Below are 24,396 nucleotides of genomic sequence, written 5' to 3'. Positions count from 1 at the left end.
ACGCCAGTGGCATTGCCGGGTAGCTACGTTCGGAAGCGATAACCGCTGAAAGCATCTAAGCGGGAAGCGCGCCTCAAGATGAGATCTCCCGGGGCACAAGCCCCCTAAAGGAACGATGAAGACTACGTCGTTGATAGGTCAGGTGTGTAAGTGCAGCAATGCATTGAGCTAACTGATACTAATGATCCGTGCGGCTTGACCATATAACCTCAAGTTGCTTTAGTCTCGACACACGTCGATTGAAATCTAAATAGCAAACTACTTCCCAAGACCTTATGAGAGACAGGCGCCACTCCTATTTTTATAGGTATGAGCGACGCTCCAACCGTCTCCCTGGTGAAATTAGCGCTGTGGAACCACCCGATCCCATCCCGAACTCGGAAGTGAAACGCAGCTGCGCCGATGGTAGTGTGGCTTAAGCCATGCAAGAGTAGGTCATCGCCAGGGTCTTACCCCAAACGCCGGATCGAAAGATCCGGCGTTTTCTTTTGCGCCCGCAGGCGCGGCCGCAACAGGCCATCGCCAGGGTCTTTGCCCAAAACGCCATTTCCGCGAGGAGTGGCGTTTTTGTTTGTTCGATCTACAGCGCCAACATCGCAGGATTGCTAACATCGCTCGAAACCGGGGAGCTTACGATGATTGCGAAATGGTGGTGCGCAGGTCTGGTGCTGTTTTCCCTCAATGCGCAAGCGGATGAAACCGTCTCGCCGAGAGCCCGGCAATTGCATGAAAGCGCCATCGTTTTGGATACGCACCTCGATACGCCTTCCAATCTCCATCGCCCGGGTTGGAACATCCTCGAGCGTCACGATCAGGATGGCGAATTCGCTCAGGTGGATCTGCCGCGGATGAAGCAAGGAGGCCTCGACGGCGGCTTCTGGGTGATCTATACGGCACAGGACAAGCGCGACGAGGCAGGCAATCGCCAGGCAAGAGATCATGGTCTGGTCAGATTGGCCGCCATCCGCGAAATGGTCGCCGCGCACCCCCAGGATTTCGAACTGGCCCTCACCGCGGACGATGCGGTGCGCATCGAAAAAGCCGGCAAGCGCGTGGTCTTCATCAGCATGGAGAACGCCTCGCCTCTAGCCAGCGATCCAAGCCTGCTTACCGCGTACCACAAGCTGGGACTGCGGATGCTCGGTATCACCCACACCAGCAATAACGATTTCGGCGATTCTTCCACCGATCCGGCCGGGCACGAATGGAACGGGCTCAGCGACAAGGGACGTGCGCTGGTCCAGGAAGCCAACCGACTAGGCATCTTGTTGGATGCTTCCCACGCCAGCGATCAGGTATTCGACCAACTCGTCGAATTATCGAAAGCGCCGATCGTGCTTTCGCACACCAGCGCCGATGCCATTTACGAGCATCCACGGAACATCGACGACGCGCGTATTCGCAAGCTGGCCGCCAAGGGCGGCGTAATTCACGTCAACGCCTACAGCGGCTATTTGATTCCGGTGCCGAAAATTCCGCAACGCGATGCGGAAATGGCAGCGCTCGACAAGCACTTCGGCGAATACAGTCAATTGAGTCCGGCGCAGATACAGCAATGGCTCCGCGACCAAGCGGAGATAGACCGCAAATATCCGGTGCCGCGCGCGAATCTGGACGACTACATGCGCCACCTGCTGCACATCCTGAAAGTCGCCGGCCCGGAACACGTCGGCATCGGCGCCGATTGGGATGGCGGGGGTGGGGTCGCCGGACTGGAGGACGTCTCGGCACTGCCGAGAATCACCGAGCGGTTGCTGGCGGCAGGTTATAGCGAGCGGGATATCCGCAATATTTGGGGTGGCAATCTGCTGAGGACGATGCGGGCGGTTCAGACCACTGCAGAAAAGAAGCGGAAAAAATCTCATTGAAAACAAATACTTGTAGAAAGATGATCAAGCCTTGCTGTTCTACCTGCGAAACGATGGAACTCTTTTCCTGTTTAGCAGTCGAACCTCGCGACTGCTAAAATGACTGCCATGAACCAGACCACTGCAGCCACCGCCATGGTGGCAAACAACCTTCCTATTCCCAGCGCGCTCGGCTCGCTCGATGCGTATATCGGCGCTGTGCACCAGATTCCGGTGCTGACGGTCGACGAAGAGCAGGAACTGGCGCGTCGATATCGCGACGCCGAAGATCTCGACGCCGCCCGTGAACTCGTGCATTCGCACCTGCGTTTCGTCGTGCACGTGGCCCGCGGCTACAACGGCTACGGCCTGCAGCTGGGCGACCTGATCCAAGAAGGCAACATCGGCCTGATGAAGGCGGTCAAGCGTTTCGATCCCGAAATGGGCGTGCGCCTGGTCAGCTTCGCCGTGCATTGGATCCGCGCCGAGATGCATGAGTTCATCCTCAAGAACTGGCGCATCGTCAAGGTCGCCACGACCAAGGCGCAGCGCAAGCTGTTCTTCAACCTGCGCAAGTCGAAGACGCGCCTGGGTTGGATGAACGATGCCGAGGTCACTGCGGTCGCTGCCGATCTCAACGTGTCCAAGCGCGAAGTGCTGGAAATGGAATCGCGTCTTTCCGGCCGCGATATCGGTTTCGATGCACCCTCCGACGAGGACGACGATCACGCGCCGCCGTCGCCGGGCGCCTACCTGATGACTCAGGACGAAGATCCGTCGCAGGCCTACGAGCGCGCCGATAGCGAAGGCAACAAGCTGGAGCTACTGCGCGAAGGCATGGCGGGTCTGGACAAGCGTTCGCGCGACATCGTCATGCGCCGCTGGTTGGATGACGACAACAAGGTCACTCTGCAGGAACTGGCGGACGAATACGGCGTGTCGGCCGAACGCATCCGCCAGATCGAGGCCAATGCGCTGAAGAAGATGAAGGCGCTGTTCGCGGCCTAAGCGGCAGCCCGGCGATATCGAAACGGCTCCGGAAACGGGGCCGTTTTTCGTTTGCGCAAGAATCGGATATCGCACGCGTCTCATCGCATTCATGCTGTCGCCACCAACAGCAGGAGTGGATCATGGCTTACCGCATTTCAGGCTTGGCCCCGGAAATTTTCCAGGCTTTGTTCGCCTACGACGACACGCAACTGGCCGCGCTCGATATCCGTCGGCTGACGGCCGCCGACTCCCACGGATTTCCTTGCCGGGTATCGCTGCGGGATGCGCAGCAAGGCGAAATGCTTTTGCTATTGCCTTACGAGCACCATGCGGTCGCAGGACCGTACCGGGCGAGCGGTCCCATTTATGTGCGGGAACACGCTCATGCCGCTGCCGTGTTCGAAGATTCGGTTCCGCCTTTCTTGCATCGCCGCCTGATGTCGGTGCGGGCCTACGATGCCGAGGGGTGGATGCACGCTGCGGAAGTGGTAGAAGGGAACGCGCTGGAGGCCTGCATCACCAACCTGTTCGCTCTCCCTCAGATCGACTATCTGCATCTCCACAATGCACGCCCTGGCTGCTACTCCTGTCGAGTAGACCGCTGCTGATTGTCCTCGTCGCTGCCCAGGATAATCCGCGCGCCGCGCTGATAGCTCCAGTACGCCCAGGCCCAGTTGAGCAGCACCACCAGGCGATTGCGGAATCCGATCAGGAAGAACACGTGCGCAGCCAGCCAGAACCACCAGGCCAGCAGACCCGAGAGTTTCAATTTTCCGAAATGCACGATCGCCGCCATCCGGCCGATGGTGGCGAGATTTCCGTAATCCTTGTAATGGAAAATCGGCGCCGGTCTGCTCTCCAGGCGCGCGCGGATCGCGTTAGCGACGTGCCGGCCCATTTGTTTGGCCGCAGGGGCGACGCCCGGCACGGGCTTGCCGTCCTGCTGCACCGACGCCAGGTCGCCGGCAACGAAGACTTCCGGATATCCCGGCACGCTTAGGTCCGTCTGTACCTGCACGCGACCGGCGCGATCCAGCGGCGCACCAAGGGATTTGGCTAGCGGCGAGGCCGCTACCCCTGCCGCCCAGACCACGGTACGTGCGGCGATGAATTCATCGCCCAGCCGATAACCGGATTCGTCGATGTCCGTTACCGCGGTGCCGGTGGAAACTTCGACGCCAAGCTTCTTGAGCTGCCTGCGCGCTTTCTCCGACAGGTCTTCCGGAAACGAGGACAGCACCCGTGGTCCGGCTTCGATTAGGCGCACGCGCGCATCCGACGGATTGATGTTGCGGAATTCGTTGGTCAGCGTATGGCGCGCGATTTCCGCCAGCGTGCCCGCCAGTTCCACCCCGGTCGGGCCGCCGCCGACGATGGCGAAATTCAGCCAGGCGGCGCGCTTGACCGGATCCGGCTCGGCCTCGGCGCGCTCGAACGCGAGCAACAGATGCCGGCGCAGCTGCAGCGCATCGTCCAGTGTCTTCAGGCCCGGCGCATGTTTGGCCCACTCGTCGTGCCCGAAGTAGGCGTGAGTAGCGCCGCTGGCCAGCAGCAGATAGTCGAAATCCAGGCGGCTGCCGTCATCGAGGGAGATCCGTTTCGCCGAAACATCGATACCATCGACTTCCGCCAGCCGCACTTCCACATTGCTCTGCTTGCGCAAGATATGACGCAGCGGCGCGGCAATATCGGGCGACGACAAACCTGCGGTCGCCACTTGGTAGAGCAAGGGCTGGAACAGGTGGTGGTTGCAGCGGTCGACCAAGGTAATGCGAACCGGCGAAGCGGCCAACGCGCGCGTGGCCCATAGGCCGGCGAAACCGCCGCCGATGACGACGATGTGCGGAAGCGGGTTGGAAATCATGGAAGGCTCGGCATTAGGTGATTACGAATTCCGACTATTCTGCTGGAATAGCGTCTCGGCAAGGCAAAGCGGGAATACAGTGTAGGCGTGTCGGTCGGCCCAAACGACCCCGCCGTCCATAAGCCGCGCCGTGAACTGTGGGTGCGGCATAGGTTTTGCGGTCCGGCTAGAGCACTTGTAGAAAGCATTGGTTATGGGCCATATATGCTTGCTTAGGGGACGGATTGGTCTTAATCCGTGCGCATATCTATTGAACAGCGGTTGGTGGGAGCCGGTGGCATGAGGCCAATGCAAATCGCCGAAGATCGGCTGCCTACGCGCTGGCAGAGCCTGCTTTTCGAAGCCAAGGCTTGTGCGTTCCGGTGGCGTCGTTCACTGCTCGATCTATCCGGATCCGTGCGCGGGCAATTCCAAGCGTCTGTGCTCTGTAATGCGCCGGTGCTGGCAGAGTTCCGCAGCCCACTATGGCCAGCTGAGGAAGCGGCCGAACATCTGGTCACAGGAAAAATTCACAACCTGCGTGTGGCGGCTCGCTCGCTTAATGGGATCGAAGTCCCGTCAGGTGAAGTTTTCAGTTTCTGGAAGCAGGTGGGGCGAGCGCGCAAGCGACGCGGTTTCGTCATGGGCAGAGAGTTGCGGGAAGGCTGCTTGGTTCCTGCGATCGGCGGCGGACTATGCCAGCTTTCCGGTGCGCTGTACGACAGCGCGGTTCGCGCCGGGCTAGAGGTGGTGGAGCGCCATCGCCACTCGCGTGTAGTACCGGGTTCGCTGGCGGAAAGCGATCGCGACGCCACAGTATTCTGGAACTATTTGGACCTGCGTTTCCGTGCCCCTTGGCCGTGGCGTCTTGAGGTGGCTCTTGATGCGCACGAACTGCATGTCTCAATACGCGGCCATGCTCCGGCATCGCCGGCCGCAGTTCCATTAGCGCCCGCCCTGCGCAAGTCTGTGTCCATCGGGGATTGCGCCAGCTGCGGCGAAACGGAATGTCACCGGTACGGGGCCGCAGAGTCTTCTAGCATCCGCCGAACCTGGCTCGTGGAAGATGATGATTGGCCTGAATTCAGCGCCTATCGCAAATCCGAAAAGGCCGGGCAGGACAGGGTGCTGGATTTCGCATATAGGGCGGGTCTACGCGAGCGTATAGCCGCAACGAGAGCCAAGGCAGTCCGCCGCTGGCTGCTCTGGCGGGGAAAGGCGTTGCCGCAAGCGAGGCTGGGTGGTCATCAGCTAATCGCTGGCGCCTACGCACGCCGGCTCGGCTACGAGGATACGCATCTAGTAGTACCGCAGAGCGTGTTGCCTTTTCTATGGAGGGCGGGCGAATTGAATGGACGTTCGTTCGATGTGTTGATGACGGCGTTGCCCATGCACGAAATACAACGGAGACTCGATAGGGCGTTCGCGCTCCATCCGTCAAGCCGAACCTTATCCGACTTTCGCGCCGACCCTATGCTAGCGGAGGCGGAAAGAAATGCGCTGGAGCGCGCGATGCACTGGATCACACCCCATGCTGAGATACTGCGCATGGCGGGGGCACGCGCATTACCTTTGCCATGGCAAACTCCTGCTTTGCAAACGATCGAGCCACGGACGGCGGGAAGACCTCCGCGCGTGCTGCTTCCCGCATCGTCTTTGGCGCGCAAGGGAGCGATCGAACTCCGCGAAGCCTTGGTCGGTTTGCCCATAGAGGTACTGCTTCCGCCAGGCGCCGAAGATCATGCGGATTTCTGGCGGGGCTTCCAGGTCATGCGCGTTGGATCCATCGGCGAAGGTGTCGATGTCACCGACATTGTGGTTCTGCCCGCATGGATAGAGCATCAACCACGCGGCTTGTTGCGCGCAATTGCAAGGGGTAAGCCGGTAATCGCAACCCAAGCATGCGGCCTGCCGAGTGAACTGCCATGGCATAAGGTGGCCGAGGGCGACACAGAGAGATTGCGTGCAAAAATAGGCGAACTGCTGGCGACCCTGCGCCCTTGAGGAGCCGTCAGTAGAGATCCAGCGGGTCCACATCCAGCGACCAGCGCGTCTTGCGCGCTTCGCGCAATTCGTAGATGGCGGGCAATGCGGAATCCAAGAGTGCATGCAACTCGCGGCGATTGGGCGACGACAGCAAGAGTTGCATGCGGTGCATGCCGGCGCGCCGGGACATGGGGGCGGGGATAGGTCCCTGAATTTCAATGTTTTGAGCCCCTCTCACGCCGGGAGAGGGGTTGGGGTGAGGGTACGGCGAAGTCAGCGAAGGCTGGGAAGGCAATGACTTTGCCGTACCCTCATCCGTCGCTTCGTGCCACCCCGTATCAAGTACGGGGCGGGCTCTTCTCCCGGCGGGAGAAGGGAATGCAGCCGTCAGCGCCGACTTGGCTGCATGCAGAAAGGCGTTCGCGGCATCAACATGCTTGGCTTCCGCACGCAACAAAGCCAGATGCGCGAATGGGGGGAAGCCTGCGGCCTGCCGCTGCTCCAGCTCGCTTTCCGCAAAAGCGTGATAACCGCCGTTGATGAGGGTGTTGAGCAGCGGGTGGTCCGGATGGTGGGTTTGCAGCCAAACTTCGCCTGGTTTGCGTGCGCGTCCCGCGCGACCAGCGACCTGGATCAATTGCTGGGCGAGTTTCTCGCTGGCGCGAAAATCCGCCGAGAACAGGCCTTCGTCCACACCCACCACCACGACCAGGGTCAGGTGCGGCAGATCATGGCCCTTGGCCAGGATCTGCGTGCCGATCAGGATGCCGGGGCGGTCGCCGAGTTTTTCCAGGTGGCCGGCCAGCGCATCGCGCCGTTGGGTGGTGCTGCGGTCGATGCGCAATACAGGCACGTCGATGAACTTCTCCATCAACATCTCTTCGATGCGCTCGGTGCCGATGCCCTGAGGTTGCAACGCCAACCCGCCGCAATCCGGACACGCGGGCGGCACGGCCTGGCGCGCGCCGCAGTGATGGCATTGCAGGCGGCGGCCGGCACCGTGCACCGTCATCGGAGAGCTTTTCGTCGGCGTGCCGCATCGCTTGCATTGCGCGCTCCAGCCACAGTCGTGGCACATCAGAACTGGTGCGTAGCCGCGCCGGTTCTTGAACACCAGTACCTGTCCGCCGGCCTGCAAGGCGTTTGCGATCGCAGCCATCGTTTCCGCAGACAGTCCCGCTTCGAGCGGGCGCTTGCGCACGTCCTGCACGCGCACCGAAGGCGGCTTGGCATCGCCCGCGCGCTGACGGAGCCGCAGATGCGCATAGCGTCCGCCGATGGCGTTATGCAGCGATTCCAACGACGGCGTGGCGCTGCCCAGAATGACCGGTACGTCTAGCGCCTTGCCGCGGACGAGCGCGAAATCGCGCGCGTGGTAGCGCATGCCGTCCTGTTGTTTGTAGCTGCCGTCGTGTTCCTCGTCGACGATGATCAGGCCGGCGTCGGGCAGCGGCGTGAATACCGCCGAACGCGTGCCCACCGCTACCCTCGCCTCGCCGCGCGCGAAGGCAGCCCAGCCGCGTGCGCGCTCGTTGTCGTTCAAGCCCGAATGCAGCGCTAGCACCGGCACGCCGAGGCGTTGCCGGAAGCGGGCCAGGGTCTGCGGGGTTAAACCGATCTCCGGCACTAGCACCAGCGCCTGCTTGCCGCGCCGCAGGCAATCGGCGATCGCGTGCAGATAGACCTCGGTCTTGCCGCTGCCGGTCACCCCATCCAATAGCAACGGCGCGAAGCCTCGCGTGGCGAGAATCGCCTCCACCGCCGCTTGCTGCTCTGCATGAAGTTCAGGCCCTGTCTGCGGCGACGGCGCAAGGCTGGAGGCGGGAACCGCCACGCGTTCGACCAGGCCGCGCTTGGATAAAGCGCGCGCCGCGCTGCGCCAGTCGTCCATGTGCAGATCCAGGCTGTCCTCCTCGCGCGCGCCTTCGTGCAGCAGCTCGGCGAACCGGCGCGGGCGCGTGCCTTGGCGCAGCCGTTCCCTTCCGTCCTCGCCAGACACGGTCAGCCGCCAGGCCCAGGCGTGCGTGTCCGGCATCGGTTCGCCCTGGCGCAACAGCGTCGGCAATGCGGTGCCCAGCACCTCCCCCAGGGGCGCATGCGTGTAGCGCGCCAGCCAGCGTAGGGAAGCCAGCAGCTCGCCATGCAGCAATGGGGCCGTATCCAGCAAGTCCAGGGCCCGGCGCAATTCGGGTCCGTCGCCGTTCGTCTCGCCGATACTGGCCACCACGCCGATCATCTCGCGCGAACCGAACGGCACCCGCACCCGTTTGCCAATGTCATCGGTGTCGGGCGAATGGTCGGGCGGCGGCAGATAGTCGAACCACTGCGGCAAGGGCAGAGGCAGGACGACCTGGAGAGTGGGGAACGGGAGGGTGGAATCGGAGCGCATCGGCTCCAGTTTACCGACCGCCGCAAGCCCCTCGCGAAGCGTGCTGCAGTTGCACGTCATTGCTACCTGGGGAGTGACGAAAATCACGCAAGTCGCGGTTGCGCCTGGAGATTCTGCTTTATCCACATGGTCTGTGGATAAAACTGTGCATCAAACCCTTGCTCCACGCTTCCGGAGGCTTCCAGCAAGCTTCGGCGTGAGGTTGGCTAAAAAAACGCCAACACCTGAAACTCAATTAATATCAATAGCTTGCTCGTGAAACAGGATTGTAATGCGAATGCCGGGGCTGTCTCCGGACAGGCGTGTGACATTCCGGTGACGGCTGTGCACAACGTGTTTTGGCGCAAACCCTTATGGCGCTTGGGAGAGCAGGTTTTGGGAATCTGTCAAGCGACATTTCGTACTCTGGAAATGCCTGCGCGCAGCTATGATGCGGCGACGAATCCCCCGGTTCCACGATGCCCAGCAACTTGAATGACGCCGCGTCCGCGCCGGCCGCTCTCTCCGCGTTCCTGCGTGGCGTCGAACGCCGGGGCGCACTGTTCGCCGAACTCCAGTGCGGCGACCGCGAGGCGGGCGACAACGCTCTAGCGGCCGCCATGCGCGCGTTCCGCAATCGTGCCGGCACTCTGCCGATGGCCGAGTGGCCGCGGCGCTTCTGGGCCCTGTTGGTGGCGACGCCGCAATTGCGCCAGTCCGCAGCGCCGGCGCAATGGCCGGCAGGCGTCGAAGCGCTGGCCGGCTTACAGTCCCTGCCCCGGCAGGCGCTGTTGCTGCGACTGGCGGCGAGTCTGCCGGAGGAAGAGGCCGCAGCGGTGCTGGGCATCGTCCCGGAAGTCCACGAGCAGGCGCTGGCTTCGGCCTGCCCGCGCGATGCCAGTGGACAACCCGACGCGCTGGCCTGGCGCGCGCTGGCCGAAGCGATTCAATCGTTGCTGCGCGAATTGCCGCCGCAACGGCTGGCGCATCTGGCGCGCCTACGGGAAGCGGCGATCCTGGGCACGAAGATCGAACGCCCTGCCACCGCCACACGTTCGCCGATCGAGGCGCAGTCGAGGCACCGGCGTTGGCCCTGGGTCGTGCTGGTACTGGCGTTGTGTGCAGCCGCACTGGCGGCGACCTGGTGGTGGCCGCAATGGCAAGCGTCGCGCGGCGCCGGCGCCAACCTCGATGGCGGCGTCCAGCGTCTGCAGGACCAGGTGGAAATCGCGGTCGAAGAGATACCGGAGCAGCCGCCCGCGGCGAGGTTCGATGCCACCACCGCCCTGCTCACGCATCCGGATTTCGAACTGCTGCTCGAACCGCAGGACGAAGCGGTCGCGCGCGATGCGGATTTCCTGGCCTGGTACGCGGCTGGCGCCAGCGCGCCCTCCGATGCTTCGGAAGAAAAAGCAGAAGAGGTGGCGGCGTCGACAGCCACGGGAACGGAGACTACCGATGCGCAGTTCTGACCGATCGCCCGTGAACGGACTGGTCCGCCATTGGCGCGGCGCTGGAATTCTCGCCGGCTTGCTGGTGGTCTTGCTGGCGCAGCCCCTGCGGGTTTCGGCAGAGGGGGCGTCGGAGCAAATGGCGATGACCCAAAGCCAGCGGCAGGCCCGGCTGCAAGCGATGACACCCGAACAGCGCGTGCAATTCGGGCAACGTCTCGCCGCCTGGAATGCGTTGCCGTCCCGCGAACGCGAGCAACGCCGCGCGCGTTACCAGGCGTGGCTGCAGCTCGATGCCGACGAACGCGTCAGCCTGCGCGCGCTTGCGGCCCAGGTCGACGCGTTCGCGCCGGAACGCAAGCAGGCCTTGCGTGCGCAGTTCGATGCGCTAGACGATGTGCAGCGGCATGGTTGGCAGTTGGGGCCGGCGTTGGGGCGCGACTACGCCGCGCTGCATCCGTTGCTGGCCTATGTTCCCGCGCCGCAACGCCGGCCGCTGCTGGCTAGGTTGCGAAGCATGAATGCGCAGCAGCGTATCGACCTAGCCGTGCTGGCGCAGCGCACGCCGCCGCAGGATCGGCAGGCGTTGCGCAGCGAGTTGTTGGCGGTACCGCCGTCGGAAGTGGCGGCCTGGCTGCGGCGCAAACTTATTCAGTAGCTTTGCAGATCGCGCAATACGCGGCGAGTGGAACGGAACCGGTCGCCGAAACGGCTGACCCCGTCGGCGCGCATTCGGCCCGAATGCACGCGCAGATAGTCGTCGAGCGCGGCTTGGTCGACCAGTTCGTACTGGGTGCAGAACACGGTTTCCGCCGCGTCGGCGTCGTCCTGCACGGTTTCCATGATGCGCGCGCCGGTGAAGCCGGGCAGTGCGAGCATTTCCTGCACATGCGTCGCCAGCCAGCTGCGGTACTCGACGGCGATTTCGCGGTCGACGGCTAGATTGACTTCATAGATCACCGACATGCGGTTTAGACTACCCGGCCTCCCGACCCGGCGCCAGCGCGTCCGCGCGACCGCAGTCGGACGATCGCCTCCATGACTTCCCAACCTTCCCACACCCCGCGCTTCGGCACTGAAGTACGCGCCACGGCCACGCTCGCCTTGCCGCTGGTGCTGGGCCACGTGTCCACCGGCTTGATCGGTTTCGTCGACAACGTCATCGCCGGCCACCACAGCACGCAGACGCTGGCTGCGGTCACCATCGGCACGGCGCTGTTGTGGCTGCCGATGATGGTGCCTATCGGCACGCTGATCTCGCTCACTGCGTCGGTATCGCAGTTGAACGGCGCCGGGCGCCGCGCAGAGATCGGCCCGTTGTTCCGGCAGGCGCTGTGGTTGGCGCTGGGGTTGGGATTGTTGATGTTCGTCTTTCTCAGCCTGATTCCTTATGCACTGGCGCCGTTCGGCATCGCTGCGGAGATCATTCCCGGCGCCCGCGGCTTCCTGCACGGCATCCGCTGGGGAGCGCCGGCGTTGACGCTGTTCTTCTGCATGCGCTATCTGAGCGAGGGCATGCATTGGACCCTGCCGACCATGTTGATCGGTTTCGGCGGCCTGGCGCTGCTCGCGCCGCTCGGCTATGCATTCACCTTCGGCAGGTTCGGCTTGCCGGAAATGGGCGCCGGCGGGCTGGGCGTGGCCTCGGCGATCATGATGTGGACGCAGGCTGTCGCCTTCGCCCTCTATCTGTGGAATACGGAACGCTTCGCCCACCTCCGGTTGTTCGCGCGCTTCGACGGCCCGCATGTCAAACCGATCGCGCAACTGCTGCGCACCGGCTTGCCGATCGGCGTGACCGTGCTGATGGAAGGCGGCTTGTTCATCGCCACCGCGTTGCTGATCGCACGCTTGGGCGCGGTACCGGCGGCGGCACACCAAATCGCGATCAACGTGTCAGCGCTGTGCTTCATGGTGCCGATGGGCGTGGCCGAAGCGACCACCGTGCGCGTGGGCCATGCGCTGGGCGCGGGCGACGCGCTCGGCATCCGCCGCGCTGCGCATGCGGGCTACGTGATCGTGCTGGCGACGCAGGCGTTGGCGGCCACCGCGTTGCTGCTGGGCCACGATGCGGTGGTGGCGCTGTACACGCGCGATCTGGCGGTGGCGGGCCTGGCCAGCAGCCTGTTGCTGTACGCGGCGGCGTTCCAGTTTCCCGATGGCATCCAGGTGCTTTCGGCCGGCGCGCTGCGCGGGCTCAAGGACACGCGTGTGCCAATGTGGCTGGCGGTGCTTTCCTACTGGGGCCTGGGCATGCCGCTGGGCGCCGGATTGGGCCTGGGGCTGGGTTGGGGGCCCCAGGGGATGTGGATGGGGCTGATTCTGGGCCTGACCGCCGCGGCGGTGCTGATGGCCACGCGCTTCCAACGCAGCAGCAGGCGCCTGCTGGGCCTTACCGCCTCACAAATCCCGGGCAGTGACTTACGGGGCATGTAAGCGCGGCGGGCAACCGGTAAGCTGACCTCGGTTATCCGGAGCTCGCCCCCCATGAATCAAGTCGTCCATCGCGGTCCCATTGCCGCCTTCTTTGTCGGCCTGTGGAACGTGATGAATTTCACCCGCAGGTTGATCCTCAATTTCCTGTTCTTCGGGTTGCTGTTCCTGTTCCTGCTCATCTTCGTGGCGGCGGTGGGGCGCGGCAACGGGGTGAAGCCCTTGCTGGATCGGACTACGCTGGTGATCGCGCCGGAGGGCAAGCTGGTCGAACAGTACAGCGCCGATCCGGCCACGCGCGCGCTGGCCAAGGCTTTCGGCGACAAGAACGCCGAGGAAGTGCAGCTGCGCGACCTGGTCCGCGCCATCGACGCGGCCAAGGACGACAAAAACATCGAGCGCGTGCTGTTGCGCGTGGACCAACTGCAGCCCAGCGGTTACGCCTCGATGCGCGAACTCGCTGCGGCGCTGGCGCGCCTGCGCGCTTCGGGCAAACAGATCGTGTCGTTCGGCGAGAACCTGGACCAGTCGCAGTACTTGCTAGCTGCGCAGGCCAATGAGATCTACATCGACCCGATGGGCAGCATGCTGCTGGAAGGTCTCGGTCGTTACCGGCAGTACTACCGGCAGGGCCTGCAGGACAAGCTGGGCGTGGACGTGCACCTGTTCCGCGTGGGCGAATTCAAGTCCGCCGCCGAACCCTACATCCTCGACGCCGCTTCCAAGGAATCCAAGGAAGCCGATCTGTTCTGGATGAACGATATCTGGCAGCGTTATCTGGCCGATATCGCCAAGGCTCGCAAGCTGTCGCCGGAACAACTGGCCTCGGGCATCGACACCTTGCCCGAAGGCATCGCGGCCGCCGGTGGCGATCTGGCCAAATTCGCCCTGCAGCAGAAGCTGGTGGACGGATTGAAGACGCAGGAAGAAGTCGAGACGCTGCTGACCGAACGCGGCGTGGCCGATGAGGATTCCGACAACGGTTTCCGCAGCGTTTCGTTGGGCGGCTACCTAGCTCAGCTGGACGCGAAAACGGTGCGCATCGGCGACGAGCGTCCGCAGGTGGCGGTAGTGGTCGCCGCAGGCGAAATCACCGACGGCGAACAGCCGGCCGGCACCATCGGCGGCAAGTCCACTTCCGCGCTGTTGCGTGAGGCGCGCGACGATGAAGACGTGAAGGCCGTGGTGCTGCGTGTGGATTCGCCGGGCGGCGGCGTATATCCGTCCGAAGAGATCCGTCGCGAAGTCGCCGCACTGAAGGCCGCCGGCAAGCCGGTAGTGGTGTCGATGGGCGACTTGGCCGCATCCGGGGGTTACTGGATTTCGATGAACGCCGATCGCATCTATGCCGATCCGTCGACCATCACCGGTTCGATCGGCATCTTCGGTCTGATTCCCAACGTCACCCGTACGCTGGACAAGGTGGGCGTACATACCGACGGCGTGGGCACCACGCGTTTCGCCGGTGCGTTCGACATTACCCGGCCGATGGATCCGGCGGTGGGCCGCGTGATCCAGTCGGTGATCGACAAGGGCTACGCCGATTTCACCGGCAAGGTTGCCGCCGCACGCAAGAAGCCGGTGGAAGAGGTCGACGCGATCGCCCGCGGCCGCGTGTGGAGCGGCGCGCAGGCGAAAGAACGCGGGCTGGTCGACGAGCTCGGTGGCTTCGAGGCCGCCGTCGCCGATGCCGCCGCGCGCGCCAAGCTGGGAAAGCCGGACAAATACCGCGTGCGCTACATCGAGAAAATGGCCTCGCCGTTCTCGCAGTTCATGAGCGGTTTCGCCGGCAGCCGCTTGGGCGCGGCCTGGCTCAAGGATTCCGACTTCGCCCGCGCGCTGTTGGCCAAAGCCATGCCGGAAACCGACGCGCAGCTGCGCTTCGTCGAGCAGGCCGCCAACGGCCGCAACGGCGCGCCGGTCAAGGCGCTGGTGTATTGCTTCTGCGGGTTGTGAGGAAGTGACGCTTCTCCCCGCATCGGGGAGAAGCGGCTAAGTCTGTCTACGCCGCTAATTCGCGGCCGCGTCGATCTCGGCGCGTTGTTTGTCCGCCGCTTCCTGCCCCGCTCCGTCGACGGCTTTGGCCTGGTCGATCGGTTTCTGGATCGCATCGCGCAGTTCGGTATTGTCGGCCGCTACGGCCTTGGGCTCGGGAGGCTCGTCGGTGGGCGGCGGTTCGGGTTTGCAAGCGGCAAGGCCCGTCAATGCGAAGGCGATCAGGGCGATACGGAACTTCGGTGCATTCATGACGGCATCTCCGCAGGGCGTGGCGGTATGCTACGCCCATCCGTGAAGGGCGATGCGATGACTCCAAACCGCTGGCGACTGGAGGGACAACTGGCGCTGATCACCGGCGCGAGCGCCGGCATCGGCCTGGCCATCACCCGCGAACTGCTGGCTTTCGGCGCCGATGCGATGCTGGTCGCGCGCGATGCCGATGCACTGGAAGCGGTGCGCGACGAATTGCTCGACGAATTTCCAGAGCGCTCCATCAATGCCATGGCCGCCGATGTCGCCGACGACGAAGACCGCCGCGAAATACTCGATTGGGTGGAAGATCACGCCGACGGCCTCAATATTCTGGTCAACAACGCGGGCGGCAATCTGACCAAGGCCACGGTGGACTACACTGAGGACGAATGGCGCGGGATTTTCGAGATCAATCTTTTTTCGGCGTTCGAACTTTCGCGTTACGCGCATCCCCTGCTGACCAGGCACGCGGTATCCAGCATCGTCAACGTCGGCAGTGTGTCGGGCGTCACTGCCGTGCGCAGCGGGGCGCCCTACGGCATGACCAAGGCCGCGCTGCAGCAGCTCACCCGCAACTTGGCGGTGGAATGGGCCGAGGACGGCGTACGCGTCAATGCGGTAGCGCCATGGTACATCCGCACGCGGCGTACGTCGGGCAAGCTGGCCGATGCGGATTACTACGAGGAAGTGATAGACCGCACTCCGATGCGGCGCATCGGCGAGCCGGAAGAAGTCGCTTCGGCGGTTGCCTTCCTGTGCCTGCCGGCGGCCAGCTACATCACCGGCGAATGCATCGCGGTGGATGGGGGATTCTTACGCTACGGCTTTTGATTCCCTTCTCCCATCGGGAGAAGAGCCTGCCCCGTACTTGATACGGGGTGGCGCGAAGCGACGGATGAGGGCATGGCAGTGACTACCCATCCAACTTACATTACAAGCTGACACCCCATGCCCTCATCCGCCCTTCGGGCACCTTCTCCCGAAGGAGAAGGAAAGCTCACTCCTCGCAGGTGCTTTCGCGATAAATCTTGCGGGTACGCTCGAACTCTGCCTTGTTCTTCGCTTCATTGCCGGGTCGCGCGTAGCGTGCAGCTACTTCGGTTTCTCCCACGCGTTTCTTCCATGCCTCGCACAGCGCGCCATCGGCTACGCGCGCGCACTGGTCGCGCATCATCTCGCAGGCTTCGCCGGCGCCGGTCTGGGGATTGCCGTCCAAGCCGACCGTGCGCAGGGAGATGCAACGCGATTGCGGTTCCTCGCTTTCGGTGATGTAGGTGTCCTTGTCGTAGGTCGTGCATTGGAAAAGAATCGGTGGCGGCAAACGATTCTCGACCGCGGGCTCGGTGCCGCTGTCCGCGACGACTTCGGAAGGTTTCGGCGCGGCGGGGACGACCGGCGTTGCCGCCGAGGACGCGGAGGCGGGCGGCGCGCTGGACGGCACCGGCTTCGCCGACGCGGCGTCCCCCATCGGCACCGTGCTCACGCCTTGCATGACCTTCTTTTCCTGCTTGGCGCCTTTCGGACATGGCATGTTCTGCAGTGTCAATGCGCCACTGGCGTCGGTGCAGCGATAGAACACCACTTCGTCCGCACTCGCGGGCGAGGCCAACAACAGCAGGATCAAGGTGTATCGGAACTTCATCAATAATTTCCACAGTCATTGGCGATGCGCGCATCGATGCCGCGCTGTTCCAGCTCCAAGCGGTGTTGGTCGCTCTGCAACGCGCTGTTGTAGCGGCGGATGATTTCATATCGCCGGTCGGACAGCCGTGAGCAGACCTCCTGCTGCGGCAATGCATGACACTCGTCACGAACCCAGGTATAGCCGCCCGGAACGATTGCGCCGGGTAGGTGCGGACGACGGTCGTCAGGCGGCCGGGTTCCGCCGCCACCGGAGCCGCCATGATGCGACCACATCGGATAACCCAGTGTCCACAACGGAACCGAGCGCGGATTGCCTTCGCCGTTGTCGCTGGTGTACTGCTCGCCGTCGGCGGTGACGCATTCGTACATCGGGCGTGGTGGCGTGCGGTAGATGACCTGCACTTGACGCTGCGGCGGCGGGGCTGGTGGCGGAGCGGCTTTCGTCACCGGCGGCGCAACGGGCGCAGGATCTTTGGGCCGCTGCATGGAACGTACTTCCTGGGTTTCGCCCTTCGCGCAAGGCGAGTCGCGCAGAGTCAGCTTGCCGGCTGCACCGATGCAGCGATAGATCGTGACCTCCTGCGCGTGCAGACGCGCTGGCGAGGCCGTCCAGGCCAGGAACAGGAGTAGCAGCGAAGGGCGTAGGAGTTGCGGCATGCACGCATCTTGCGCGCATCGGGGGAGGCGGAAAAGGGAAGCCGGTTGGATGGTTCAGCTGGTAGGTCGGGGCTACGTCCCCGACATACGGGACCCGACACCGCGCCTGTCGGGGGCATAGCCCGACCTACCTGATCACCGCCCCTGTCAGCGCATCCCGGATGGCGGTGGGCTCGCCCAACCCGCCGGTTTCCCCGGCCACCAGTCCATCCACGCCCTCCAGCACTAGCGGGTCGAGCGTCTCGCGAACCAGCGCCGCTGGTTGTCCTGCCCGATTGGCGCTGGTGGAGACTAGGGCGCCGCCGTAAGCGTTGCAGAGTTCGATCACCAGCGGATGCGCGCTGATGCGTACAGCGATGCCGGCATGAGCACCGGTTACCCAGCGCGGCGCGGAGCTTGCGGCCGGCATGACCCAGGTATGCGGGCCGGGCCAACTGGCCAGCACTTCAGCCAGGCGCCCGGTAGGCACCGCGGTGATGTCTAGGAAGGGGCGCAATTGTTCGTATTGCGAGGCGATCAGGATTAGCCCCTTGTCGACCGTGCGCTGTTTGATCGCCAGCAGCCGCAACACCGCCACCTCGTCGCGCGGATCGCAGCCCAGGCCCCAGACCGCTTCGGTCGGGTAGGCGATGACGCCACCGGTTTGCAGGGCGGTGGCGGCTTCGGGAATGGAGAGAAGCGGCGCGGTCATGGGCGATGCATGTATTTGCGGATCGTGATGCCCGCTCACAGACGAAGTTTATCGCCCCGGCTACTTGGCCGCCTTCACGATCCGTTTCTTGCCTACTTCGCTGTTGGCCGAAGGCGTCAGCAGGGATTTGGCCGGCTCCACTGCGGCGGCGACGGGTTTGCGCACGGTGGTTTTCTTGGCGGCGGTTTTTTTCGCAGCGGTCTTCTTGGTCGCCGTCTTCTTCGCCGCGGTTTTCTTCGTGACTTTTTTGGATGCCGCCTTCTTCGGCGCCGCTTCCTTCTTCACCGCCGTTTTTTTCGCCGCCGTCTTCTTGCCGAAGCCCTTGCGCATCGGCTTGCCGGTCTCCTCCATCAGCTTCACCACTTCCTCCAGGGTCAGCGAAGCGGGTTCGCGATCCTTGGGAATGCGGCCGTTGAGCTTGCCGTCGCTGATGTAAGGACCGTAGCGGCCGTTGAGCACCTGGATCTCGCTGCCGTCGAATTCCTTGATGATGCGGTTACGCGCGATTTCTTCCTTCTCCTCGATCAGGAATACCGCGCGCGCCAGGTCGATGGTGTACGGGTCGTCTTCCTTTTTAAGCGACGCATACACGCTGCCGCGCTTGGCGAATGCACCGAAGCGGCCGATGCCCACGCTGACTTCCTCGTCCTTGTCCTGGCCCAGCTTGCGCGGCAGCTTGAACAGCTCCAGCGCGTCCTCCAGGGAAATGGTGTGCATGCTCTGGCCGGGACGCAGCGAGGCGAAGGTGGGCTTGTCTTCCGCGTCTTCGGCGGTACTGCCGATCGCCGCATATGGCCCGTAACGGCCCAGGCGCACGCTGACCGGCTTGCCGGTCTTGGGGTCGGAGCCAAGTTCGCGCGCGCCGGTGGCTTCGCTGCGGTCGACCGATTCCTTCTTTTCTTCCACCAATTTCTTGAACGGCGTCCAGAATCGTTCCATCAGTGGGATCCAGTCCTCTTCGCCACGCGACACCGCATCCAGCTCATCCTCGAGCTTGGCGGTGAAGTCGTAGTCGACGTACTGGGTGAAATGTCCGCTGAGGAAATTGCTGACCGCGCGGCCTACGTCGCTGGGTTTGAAGCGACGGCTGTCCAGTTCCACGTATTTGCGGAACAGCAGGGTCTGGATGATCGACGAATAGGTCGACGGCCGGCCGATGCCGTATTCCTCGAGCGTCTTCACCAGCGAGGCTTCGGAGAAACGCGGCGGCGGCTCGGTGAAATGCTGGTCGGTGTGGATGCGGTCCAGCGGAACGCGGTCGCCCGGCTTCATCGCCGGCAACTTGCGGCCTTCGTCCTCGTCTTCGGACGTCTTGTTGTCCTTGCCTTCCTCGTACACGGCCAGGAAGCCGGGATCGATGATGGTGGTGCCGCTGGCGCGGAACACGTGCTCGCTACCCGCGGCCAGATCCACGCTCACCGTATTCATGGTGGCCGGCACCATCTGGCAGGCGACGGCGCGTTTCCAGATCAGCTCGTACAGACGGCGGCCGTCGTCGTCCAGATACTGCGCCACCTGTGCCGGTGTGCGCAACGCGGAGGTCGGGCGGATCGCCTCGTGCGCTTCTTGCGCGTTCTTGGATTTGGTCACGTAGACGTTCGGCTTGTCCGGCACCGCCTGGGTGCCGAAATCACGCGCGATCACGTCGCGGATCTCGCCGACCGCTTCGGCCGACAGGCTGACCGAGTCGGTACGCATGTAGCTGATCAAGCCGACCGTGCCTTCGTCGCCGATCGCCATGCCTTCATAGAGCTTCTGCGCCACGCGCATGGTGCGGCTGGTGGTGAAGCCAAGCTTGCGCGAGGCTTCCTGCTGCAGGGTGGAAGTGGTGAAGGGCGGCGACGGACGGCGCTTGCGTTCCTTGCTGACCACATCGGTGACATGCAGCGCGCCCTGCGCGGCCTGCTGGATGCGCAGGCGGCCCGCTTCGGCGGTGTCGCCTTCGGTGATGGTGAACTGTTCGAACTTCTGTCCGTCCAGCTTGGTCAGCTTGGCGGTGAAAGCCTGCGACGGATGCGCGCACTCGGCCTGGATGCTCCAGTACTCGCGGGCGACGAAGGCTTCGATCTCCTCCTCGCGTTCCACGATCATGCGCAACGCCGGCGACTGCACGCGGCCGGCGGACAGGCCGCGCTGCACCTTGCGCCACAGCACCGGCGACAGGTTGAAGCCCACCAGATAATCAAGTGCGCGACGGGCTTGCTGCGCATCGACCAGGTCGCCGGCGATCTGGCGCGGCTTGGTCATCGCTTCCTTGATCGCACGCGGGGTGATCTCGGTAAACACCACCCGGTGCAGCGGCTTGTCCTTGAGCAGCCCGCGTTCCTTCAGTATCTCGGCGATGTGCCAGCTGATGGCCTCGCCTTCGCGGTCCGGGTCGGTGGCCAGGAAGATGTCGTCGGCGCCCTTGGCGGCCTTGGCGATGGCTTCCACATGCTTCTCGTTCTTGTCGATGAGCGCATAGCTCATGGCGAAGTTCTGGTCGGGGTCGACCGCCCCTTCCTTCGGGATCAGATCGCGGACGTGGCCATAAGAGGCCAGGACGGTGAAGTCCTTGCCGAGGTATTTGTTGATCGTCTTGGCTTTCGCGGGCGATTCGACGATGAGCAGGTGCTTGGGCATTGGTTGGGTTCGAGCGCCAGCAGGGCCGGCGAGTGTCCTTCAGATGGGGTTGGCGTAGAAGCCAACGCCCGGGGTGTGTGCCCCGGGCGTTCAGGTTTCTTCTATTTATAGTGGAATCACGCCGGACCCCTGCCTGTCAAGCAGGGCCGATCGGGTTCAGTTCCAGTTGCCGGCGGAAGCCGCCATGCCGATGGCCAATGCGAACACCGCCAAAGCAGCCAGCATCAATACGCCGAAAATCGCCAGAATGACCACGGTCACAGTACCGAGTTCGCGCTTCTGCCACTCCGGATGGGCGGTGTAGGCCCACTTGTCGACCACCAGAGTGTCGCAGACCATGTCGTGCAGGGCTTGCTTACGCTCGGTGAAGGCGGCCATCAGGAAACCGATACCGATGATCAGGCTGCTCAGGATGGTGGCAAAGAATCGGCCGACGCCGCGCGCCAGGCTGATGCGGGTTCCGTCGGTGCGCACCACTTTGATCCCCACCGCCATTTTGCCCAGCGTGGCCTGCTTGGAAGAGGCGTGGAAAGCCGCGTAGTAGGCGGCGTTCATGGCCAACGGCACCAGGTAGAGCGCCGCCACGAACAGGATGCCGGTACCGCTGGCGAACATGGTTTCCGGGTTGCTCATGCTGGAGGCGCCGATGCCGAAGAACACGCCCATCACCACCAGCTGCACGACCTGAGTGGCGATGCCGATCACGAAAGCGTCGATCAGATAAGCCGCCACGCGCTTCCAGAAGCCGGCATAGACCACTTCGCCGCCACCGTAAAACGCCTCATCGGAAGTCAGGGTCGCGCTAGGTGGCGCGTAGGGCGAATCTGTGCGTGCGCTGGATTCCTCGAAGACAGGCTTCGTCTCGCTGGCGGGGATTGCTACCGCGGGTTCGACGGGGGTGTAGAAAGTTTCCGCCGGCGCCTGGTGCAGCGCCAGTTCGTCGCTGAAGTCGCGCAGCGGCTGCCAATCGGCCAAACCGTCGCGCCACACGAGAGTGTCCAGTCGCAGACGACCCTGGTGAAAGCGTTGGGCTAGCTCATCCGCCGTCAGCGGGCCTTGCCGCTGGCGTTCGGCATCGGCGTAGTACCAATTGGACATCGATTTTCCCTTCGATCAAAAATGCTGGATTAGAGCGGCTGGATCAGAGCAGACGTTAACGCATGGAACAGGCAGCCGCTATCCGCGGCATTGCGCCGGCAAGTACTTGTCGTCGATTTCAGAACTGCAATGCCAGGACGAATCAGACGGGTCGTACTCCAGCCACACCGCCTTGCCGTCCAGCGCTGCCTTGCCGGGCACGGTGAGCCTCAATTCCATGCCGCACAAATCGCTTTCGAATTGGCCGAACGTGATCGAGGCGACGTTGCCGCTGGCGTAGCGCTCGGGCGCGGCGAAATCGGCGTCCTCGTTGCTGGGACAGGTCTGTTCGCGCTCCAAGTGGGAAATCAACGCTGGCTTCATCGGTTCGGCGACTGGAAGCGCCATCGCGACTTTCGCGCGCAAGGTGTAATCGTTGTAAGCGGGCAAGGCGATTGCGGCCAGGATGCCGATCACCGGGATAGCCAGCGCCGCGGCCACGATGACCGCGATCATGCAGCCAGACATGCCGGATTTCGGTGGGGCGGATAAGGGTTGCGGATTGAATGCCGGGCGAGGTGGGGGCAGGGGTGGCGGAAGCGGTTCGCCATTACCTCCAGCAAGGCCCAACTCGGCGGCGAAATCGCCAAGCGGCTGCCATTGCCCCTGACCTTCCCGCCAGACCAGCGTGTCCAGGCCAATGCGGCCGTAACGGAATTGCGCGACCAGATCGTCCGTGGTCAGCGGTCCCTGGCGTTGATCGCCACCGGTGGAGTAATACCAGTCGCTCATGCGTTCCCTGCAAGGTTCGTCCTTTCCCGAGGCGGGGAAGGTCACTGCTACTCAGTGTACCGGTTCAGGTTCGTCGTCGAACATCTGAGTTTCCATCCATGCGTACGCGGCTTCCGAGCCGGGCTGGTTGAACAGCACCATCAGCACCACCCATTTCAGGTCGTCCAGGTCCAGTTCGTCCTGGTCCAGGGCCATGGCGCGGTCCAGCACCAGCTCGCGCTGGTCGGCATCGAGTACCCCATGCTGTTCCAGGAACAGCAGGAAGCCACGGCATTCCACGTCGAGCTTTTCCAGCTCGGGACCGTGATAGACACGGGTGGGACCGCCGATGCGCGGCTCGCTGGCGGCCGGGCGCTGCTCGGCCAGGGCATCGAGCCAGTCGAATGCCTTGCTGATCTCGGTTGGGCTGAAGCCGGCCTGGATCAGGCCGTTCTGGAGCGAGTCGCGGTCGCGAACGGGGTCCGCGTCTTCAGTGAAGTAGTGTTCGAACAGGTAAAGCAGTACATCCAGGATGCTCTCTTTCATTGCCCCTCGGCCTGCGTCCCTGACGCTGTGGAGGAAAGAAACTAGGTCTTGCGCGAGTAGCGCCCATGTTCGACCGCTACTCGTCCATCCAGTTCCATGACCAGCAGCATGGAGGACAGTTCGGCGGCCGTCAATCCGGTCCGCTCGACCAATAAATCCATACCGGTTGGGTCGTGGCCCAGCGCCAGCCACAAGGGCTGGTAGTCGGGGTTCAGCGGCGCAAGTGTGGCGTTGGCACCGATATGGGGACGGACGAGGCTGCCCGCAAGCCGCCCGCGCAGGAAATCGGCCAGTTCGCTGGCCATCGGAACCAGAGCGTCGAGCACCTCCTGCGCGTTCTCGACTAGGCCGGCGCCTTCCCGGATCAGCCGGTGGCAGCCGCGCGCCAGCGGGTTGTGGATGGAGCCGGGCACGGCGAATACTTCACGCCCGTTGTCGCCGGCCTGGCGCGCAGTGATTAGGGCGCCGGAGCGCTCGGTGGCTTCCACCACCAGGGTGCCCAGGGCCAGCCCTGCCAGGATCCGGTTACGGCTGGGGAAATGCGCTGGCTTGGCCTGGGTGCCGGGCGGGTGCTCGCTGACCACGGCCCCTTGCGCCGCGATTCGCTCGCGCAGGCCAGCATGACGCGGCGGATAGGCTAGGTCGGGCCCGGTGCCGAGAACCGCGACAGTGACTCCTTGCGGAGCTGCCAGCGCCGCTTCGTGGGCGGCGGCATCGATACCCGCCGCCATTCCGCTGATCACCGAGGTACCGGATGCCGCGAACGTCTTGGCGAAGGAGTACGCATTGTCGCGTCCACCGGCGGTGGGTGAGCGGCTGCCGACCACGGCCACGCCCGCGCGCCAGAGCAGCGACGGATCGCCATCCACGAACAACGCCAGCGGCGGGCTGCTGATCCGCCGCAACAGGGGCGGGTAGTCGGGATCGTGCCAGCCCAGCAGGTGATGACGTGCGTGCCCCAGCCACTGGCACGTGCGTTGCAGTAATTCGTTATCGGGCTGGCGGAGCGGCTGGATCTGCGCTTCGGTCAGGCCCGCCGCCCTCCAGGCGGATGCGCCGGCAGCAAGGCTGCGGGCGGGAGTGGCATGCGCATCCAGCAGGCCGCGTCTGGGCGCGACGGCGCCGCCGGCAAGGACCAGTTTCAGCAGGGCGAGGGTGTCTTCGTGCATCCCTCCAGACTAGGCCGGAGACGACGACGGCGCCTTCAGGCGCCGTCGTGT

21 protein-coding genes and 2 rRNA genes (1 of these 23 cut by a window edge) are annotated in these 24,396 nt (G+C 63.7%); 11 read left to right on the top strand and 12 right to left on the bottom strand.

Annotation, left to right across the window (positions count from 1 at the left end; all coding sequences use genetic code 11):
- The 5 genes from AC1DTQ_RS05155 to AC1DTQ_RS05135 form a co-directional block, all read left to right on the top strand.
- Positions 1–203: ribosomal RNA gene (locus tag AC1DTQ_RS05155) — 23S ribosomal RNA — on the top strand; it begins 2,677 nt to the left of the window's first position.
- 129 nt (positions 204–332) lie between these two features.
- Positions 333–447 (top strand): 5S ribosomal RNA (gene rrf, locus AC1DTQ_RS05150).
- A gap of 41 nt (positions 448–488) precedes the next feature.
- Positions 489–1,868, top strand: coding sequence for a dipeptidase (locus tag AC1DTQ_RS05145; protein WP_477848464.1), 1,380 nt, complete (start codon positions 489–491; stop codon positions 1,866–1,868).
- A gap of 108 nt (positions 1,869–1,976) precedes the next feature.
- A complete protein-coding gene (gene rpoH / locus AC1DTQ_RS05140; protein ID WP_477848463.1) occupies positions 1,977–2,855 on the top strand; it encodes an RNA polymerase sigma factor RpoH in 879 nt (292 codons plus the stop codon).
- A gap of 122 nt (positions 2,856–2,977) precedes the next feature.
- Entirely contained in the window at positions 2,978–3,445 is a 468-nt protein-coding gene (locus tag AC1DTQ_RS05135; protein ID WP_477848462.1) for a DUF1203 domain-containing protein, read from the top strand.
- Here the strand turns inward: AC1DTQ_RS05135 and AC1DTQ_RS05130 are convergent.
- Positions 3,418–4,701 carry an NAD(P)/FAD-dependent oxidoreductase gene (locus AC1DTQ_RS05130; RefSeq protein WP_477848461.1) on the bottom strand — a complete coding sequence of 428 codons (1,284 nt, stop codon included), beginning with the start codon at positions 4,699–4,701 and terminating at the stop codon, positions 3,418–3,420. The two genes, AC1DTQ_RS05135 and AC1DTQ_RS05130, sit on opposite strands and share 28 nt — an antisense overlap.
- Before the next feature lie 288 nt (positions 4,702–4,989).
- Here AC1DTQ_RS05130 and AC1DTQ_RS05125 point away from each other — a divergent pair, with 288 nt between their 5' ends.
- Positions 4,990–6,684 carry a VanW family protein gene (locus AC1DTQ_RS05125; protein ID WP_477848460.1) on the top strand — a complete coding sequence of 565 codons (1,695 nt, stop codon included), beginning with the start codon at positions 4,990–4,992 and terminating at the stop codon, positions 6,682–6,684.
- Between the two features lie 7 nt (positions 6,685–6,691).
- On the opposite strand, the gene AC1DTQ_RS05120 is transcribed toward AC1DTQ_RS05125, so the two are convergent.
- Complete coding sequence (locus AC1DTQ_RS05120) at positions 6,692–9,055, bottom strand: primosomal protein N' (protein ID WP_477848459.1); 2,364 nt, start codon at positions 9,053–9,055, stop codon at positions 6,692–6,694.
- Between the two features lie 458 nt (positions 9,056–9,513).
- On the opposite strand from AC1DTQ_RS05120, the gene AC1DTQ_RS05115 reads away from it, so the two are divergent.
- On the top strand, positions 9,514–10,506 hold the full coding sequence (locus tag AC1DTQ_RS05115; protein WP_477848458.1) for a hypothetical protein: 993 nt from the start codon (positions 9,514–9,516) through the stop codon (positions 10,504–10,506).
- On the top strand, positions 10,493–11,143 hold the full coding sequence (locus AC1DTQ_RS05110; protein WP_477848457.1) for a DUF3106 domain-containing protein: 651 nt from the start codon (positions 10,493–10,495) through the stop codon (positions 11,141–11,143). The genes AC1DTQ_RS05115 and AC1DTQ_RS05110 overlap by 14 nt, the downstream gene beginning before the upstream one ends.
- Here AC1DTQ_RS05110 and AC1DTQ_RS05105 read toward each other — a convergent pair.
- Complete coding sequence (locus AC1DTQ_RS05105; RefSeq protein ID WP_477848456.1) at positions 11,137–11,451, bottom strand: DUF4286 family protein; 315 nt, start codon at positions 11,449–11,451, stop codon at positions 11,137–11,139. The genes AC1DTQ_RS05110 and AC1DTQ_RS05105 overlap by 7 nt on opposite strands.
- Positions 11,452–11,523: 72 nt before the next feature.
- Between AC1DTQ_RS05105 and AC1DTQ_RS05100 the strand changes: the two genes are divergently transcribed.
- Positions 11,524–12,921, top strand: a complete 1,398-nt coding sequence (locus tag AC1DTQ_RS05100) for an MATE family efflux transporter (protein ID WP_477848455.1) — start codon at positions 11,524–11,526, stop codon at positions 12,919–12,921.
- Between the two features lie 51 nt (positions 12,922–12,972).
- Positions 12,973–14,874: a signal peptide peptidase SppA gene (gene sppA, locus AC1DTQ_RS05095; RefSeq protein WP_477848454.1), complete on the top strand. Its 1,902-nt coding sequence runs from the start codon at positions 12,973–12,975 to the stop codon at positions 14,872–14,874.
- A gap of 54 nt (positions 14,875–14,928) precedes the next feature.
- On the opposite strand, the gene AC1DTQ_RS05090 is transcribed toward sppA, so the two are convergent.
- Positions 14,929–15,165, bottom strand: a complete 237-nt coding sequence (locus AC1DTQ_RS05090; protein ID WP_477848453.1) for a hypothetical protein — start codon at positions 15,163–15,165, stop codon at positions 14,929–14,931.
- A 57-nt stretch (positions 15,166–15,222) separates the two neighbouring features.
- On the opposite strand from AC1DTQ_RS05090, the gene AC1DTQ_RS05085 reads away from it, so the two are divergent.
- The gene (locus tag AC1DTQ_RS05085) at positions 15,223–15,999 is read left to right on the top strand and encodes an SDR family oxidoreductase (RefSeq protein ID WP_477849127.1); all 777 of its coding nucleotides are present in this window, start codon (positions 15,223–15,225) and stop codon (positions 15,997–15,999) included.
- Between the two features lie 166 nt (positions 16,000–16,165).
- Here AC1DTQ_RS05085 and AC1DTQ_RS05080 read toward each other — a convergent pair whose 3' ends face one another.
- The 8 genes from AC1DTQ_RS05080 to dprA form a co-directional block, all read right to left on the bottom strand.
- Positions 16,166–16,810 (bottom strand): DUF4124 domain-containing protein, encoded by a 645-nt coding sequence (locus tag AC1DTQ_RS05080; RefSeq protein WP_477848452.1) that lies wholly within the window; start codon positions 16,808–16,810, stop codon positions 16,166–16,168.
- Positions 16,810–17,469 (bottom strand): DUF4124 domain-containing protein, encoded by a 660-nt coding sequence (locus tag AC1DTQ_RS05075; RefSeq protein WP_477848451.1) that lies wholly within the window; start codon positions 17,467–17,469, stop codon positions 16,810–16,812. Before AC1DTQ_RS05075 ends, AC1DTQ_RS05080 begins: the two co-directional genes overlap by 1 nt.
- 127 nt (positions 17,470–17,596) lie before the next feature.
- The gene (tsaC, locus tag AC1DTQ_RS05070; RefSeq protein WP_477848450.1) at positions 17,597–18,160 is read right to left on the bottom strand and encodes an L-threonylcarbamoyladenylate synthase type 1 TsaC; all 564 of its coding nucleotides are present in this window, start codon (positions 18,158–18,160) and stop codon (positions 17,597–17,599) included.
- 60 nt (positions 18,161–18,220) lie between these two features.
- Positions 18,221–20,782, bottom strand: a complete 2,562-nt coding sequence (locus AC1DTQ_RS05065; protein ID WP_477848449.1) for a DNA topoisomerase I — start codon at positions 20,780–20,782, stop codon at positions 18,221–18,223.
- A 156-nt stretch (positions 20,783–20,938) separates the two neighbouring features.
- Complete coding sequence (locus AC1DTQ_RS05060; RefSeq protein WP_477848448.1) at positions 20,939–21,880, bottom strand: RDD family protein; 942 nt, start codon at positions 21,878–21,880, stop codon at positions 20,939–20,941.
- A 78-nt stretch (positions 21,881–21,958) separates the two neighbouring features.
- Positions 21,959–22,651, bottom strand: a complete 693-nt coding sequence (locus tag AC1DTQ_RS05055; protein WP_477848447.1) for a GYF domain-containing protein — start codon at positions 22,649–22,651, stop codon at positions 21,959–21,961.
- Positions 22,652–22,702: 51 nt separating this feature from the next.
- On the bottom strand, positions 22,703–23,176 hold the full coding sequence (locus tag AC1DTQ_RS05050) for a DUF494 family protein (protein WP_163839183.1): 474 nt from the start codon (positions 23,174–23,176) through the stop codon (positions 22,703–22,705).
- A gap of 41 nt (positions 23,177–23,217) precedes the next feature.
- Positions 23,218–24,345, bottom strand: coding sequence for a DNA-processing protein DprA (gene dprA, locus AC1DTQ_RS05045; RefSeq protein WP_477848446.1), 1,128 nt, complete (start codon positions 24,343–24,345; stop codon positions 23,218–23,220).
- Positions 24,346–24,396 lie beyond the last annotated feature (51 nt).

This window comes from Pseudoxanthomonas sp. P4_B2 (genome assembly GCF_056402315.1).
This window is presented reverse-complemented; position numbering and strand designations above follow the sequence as displayed.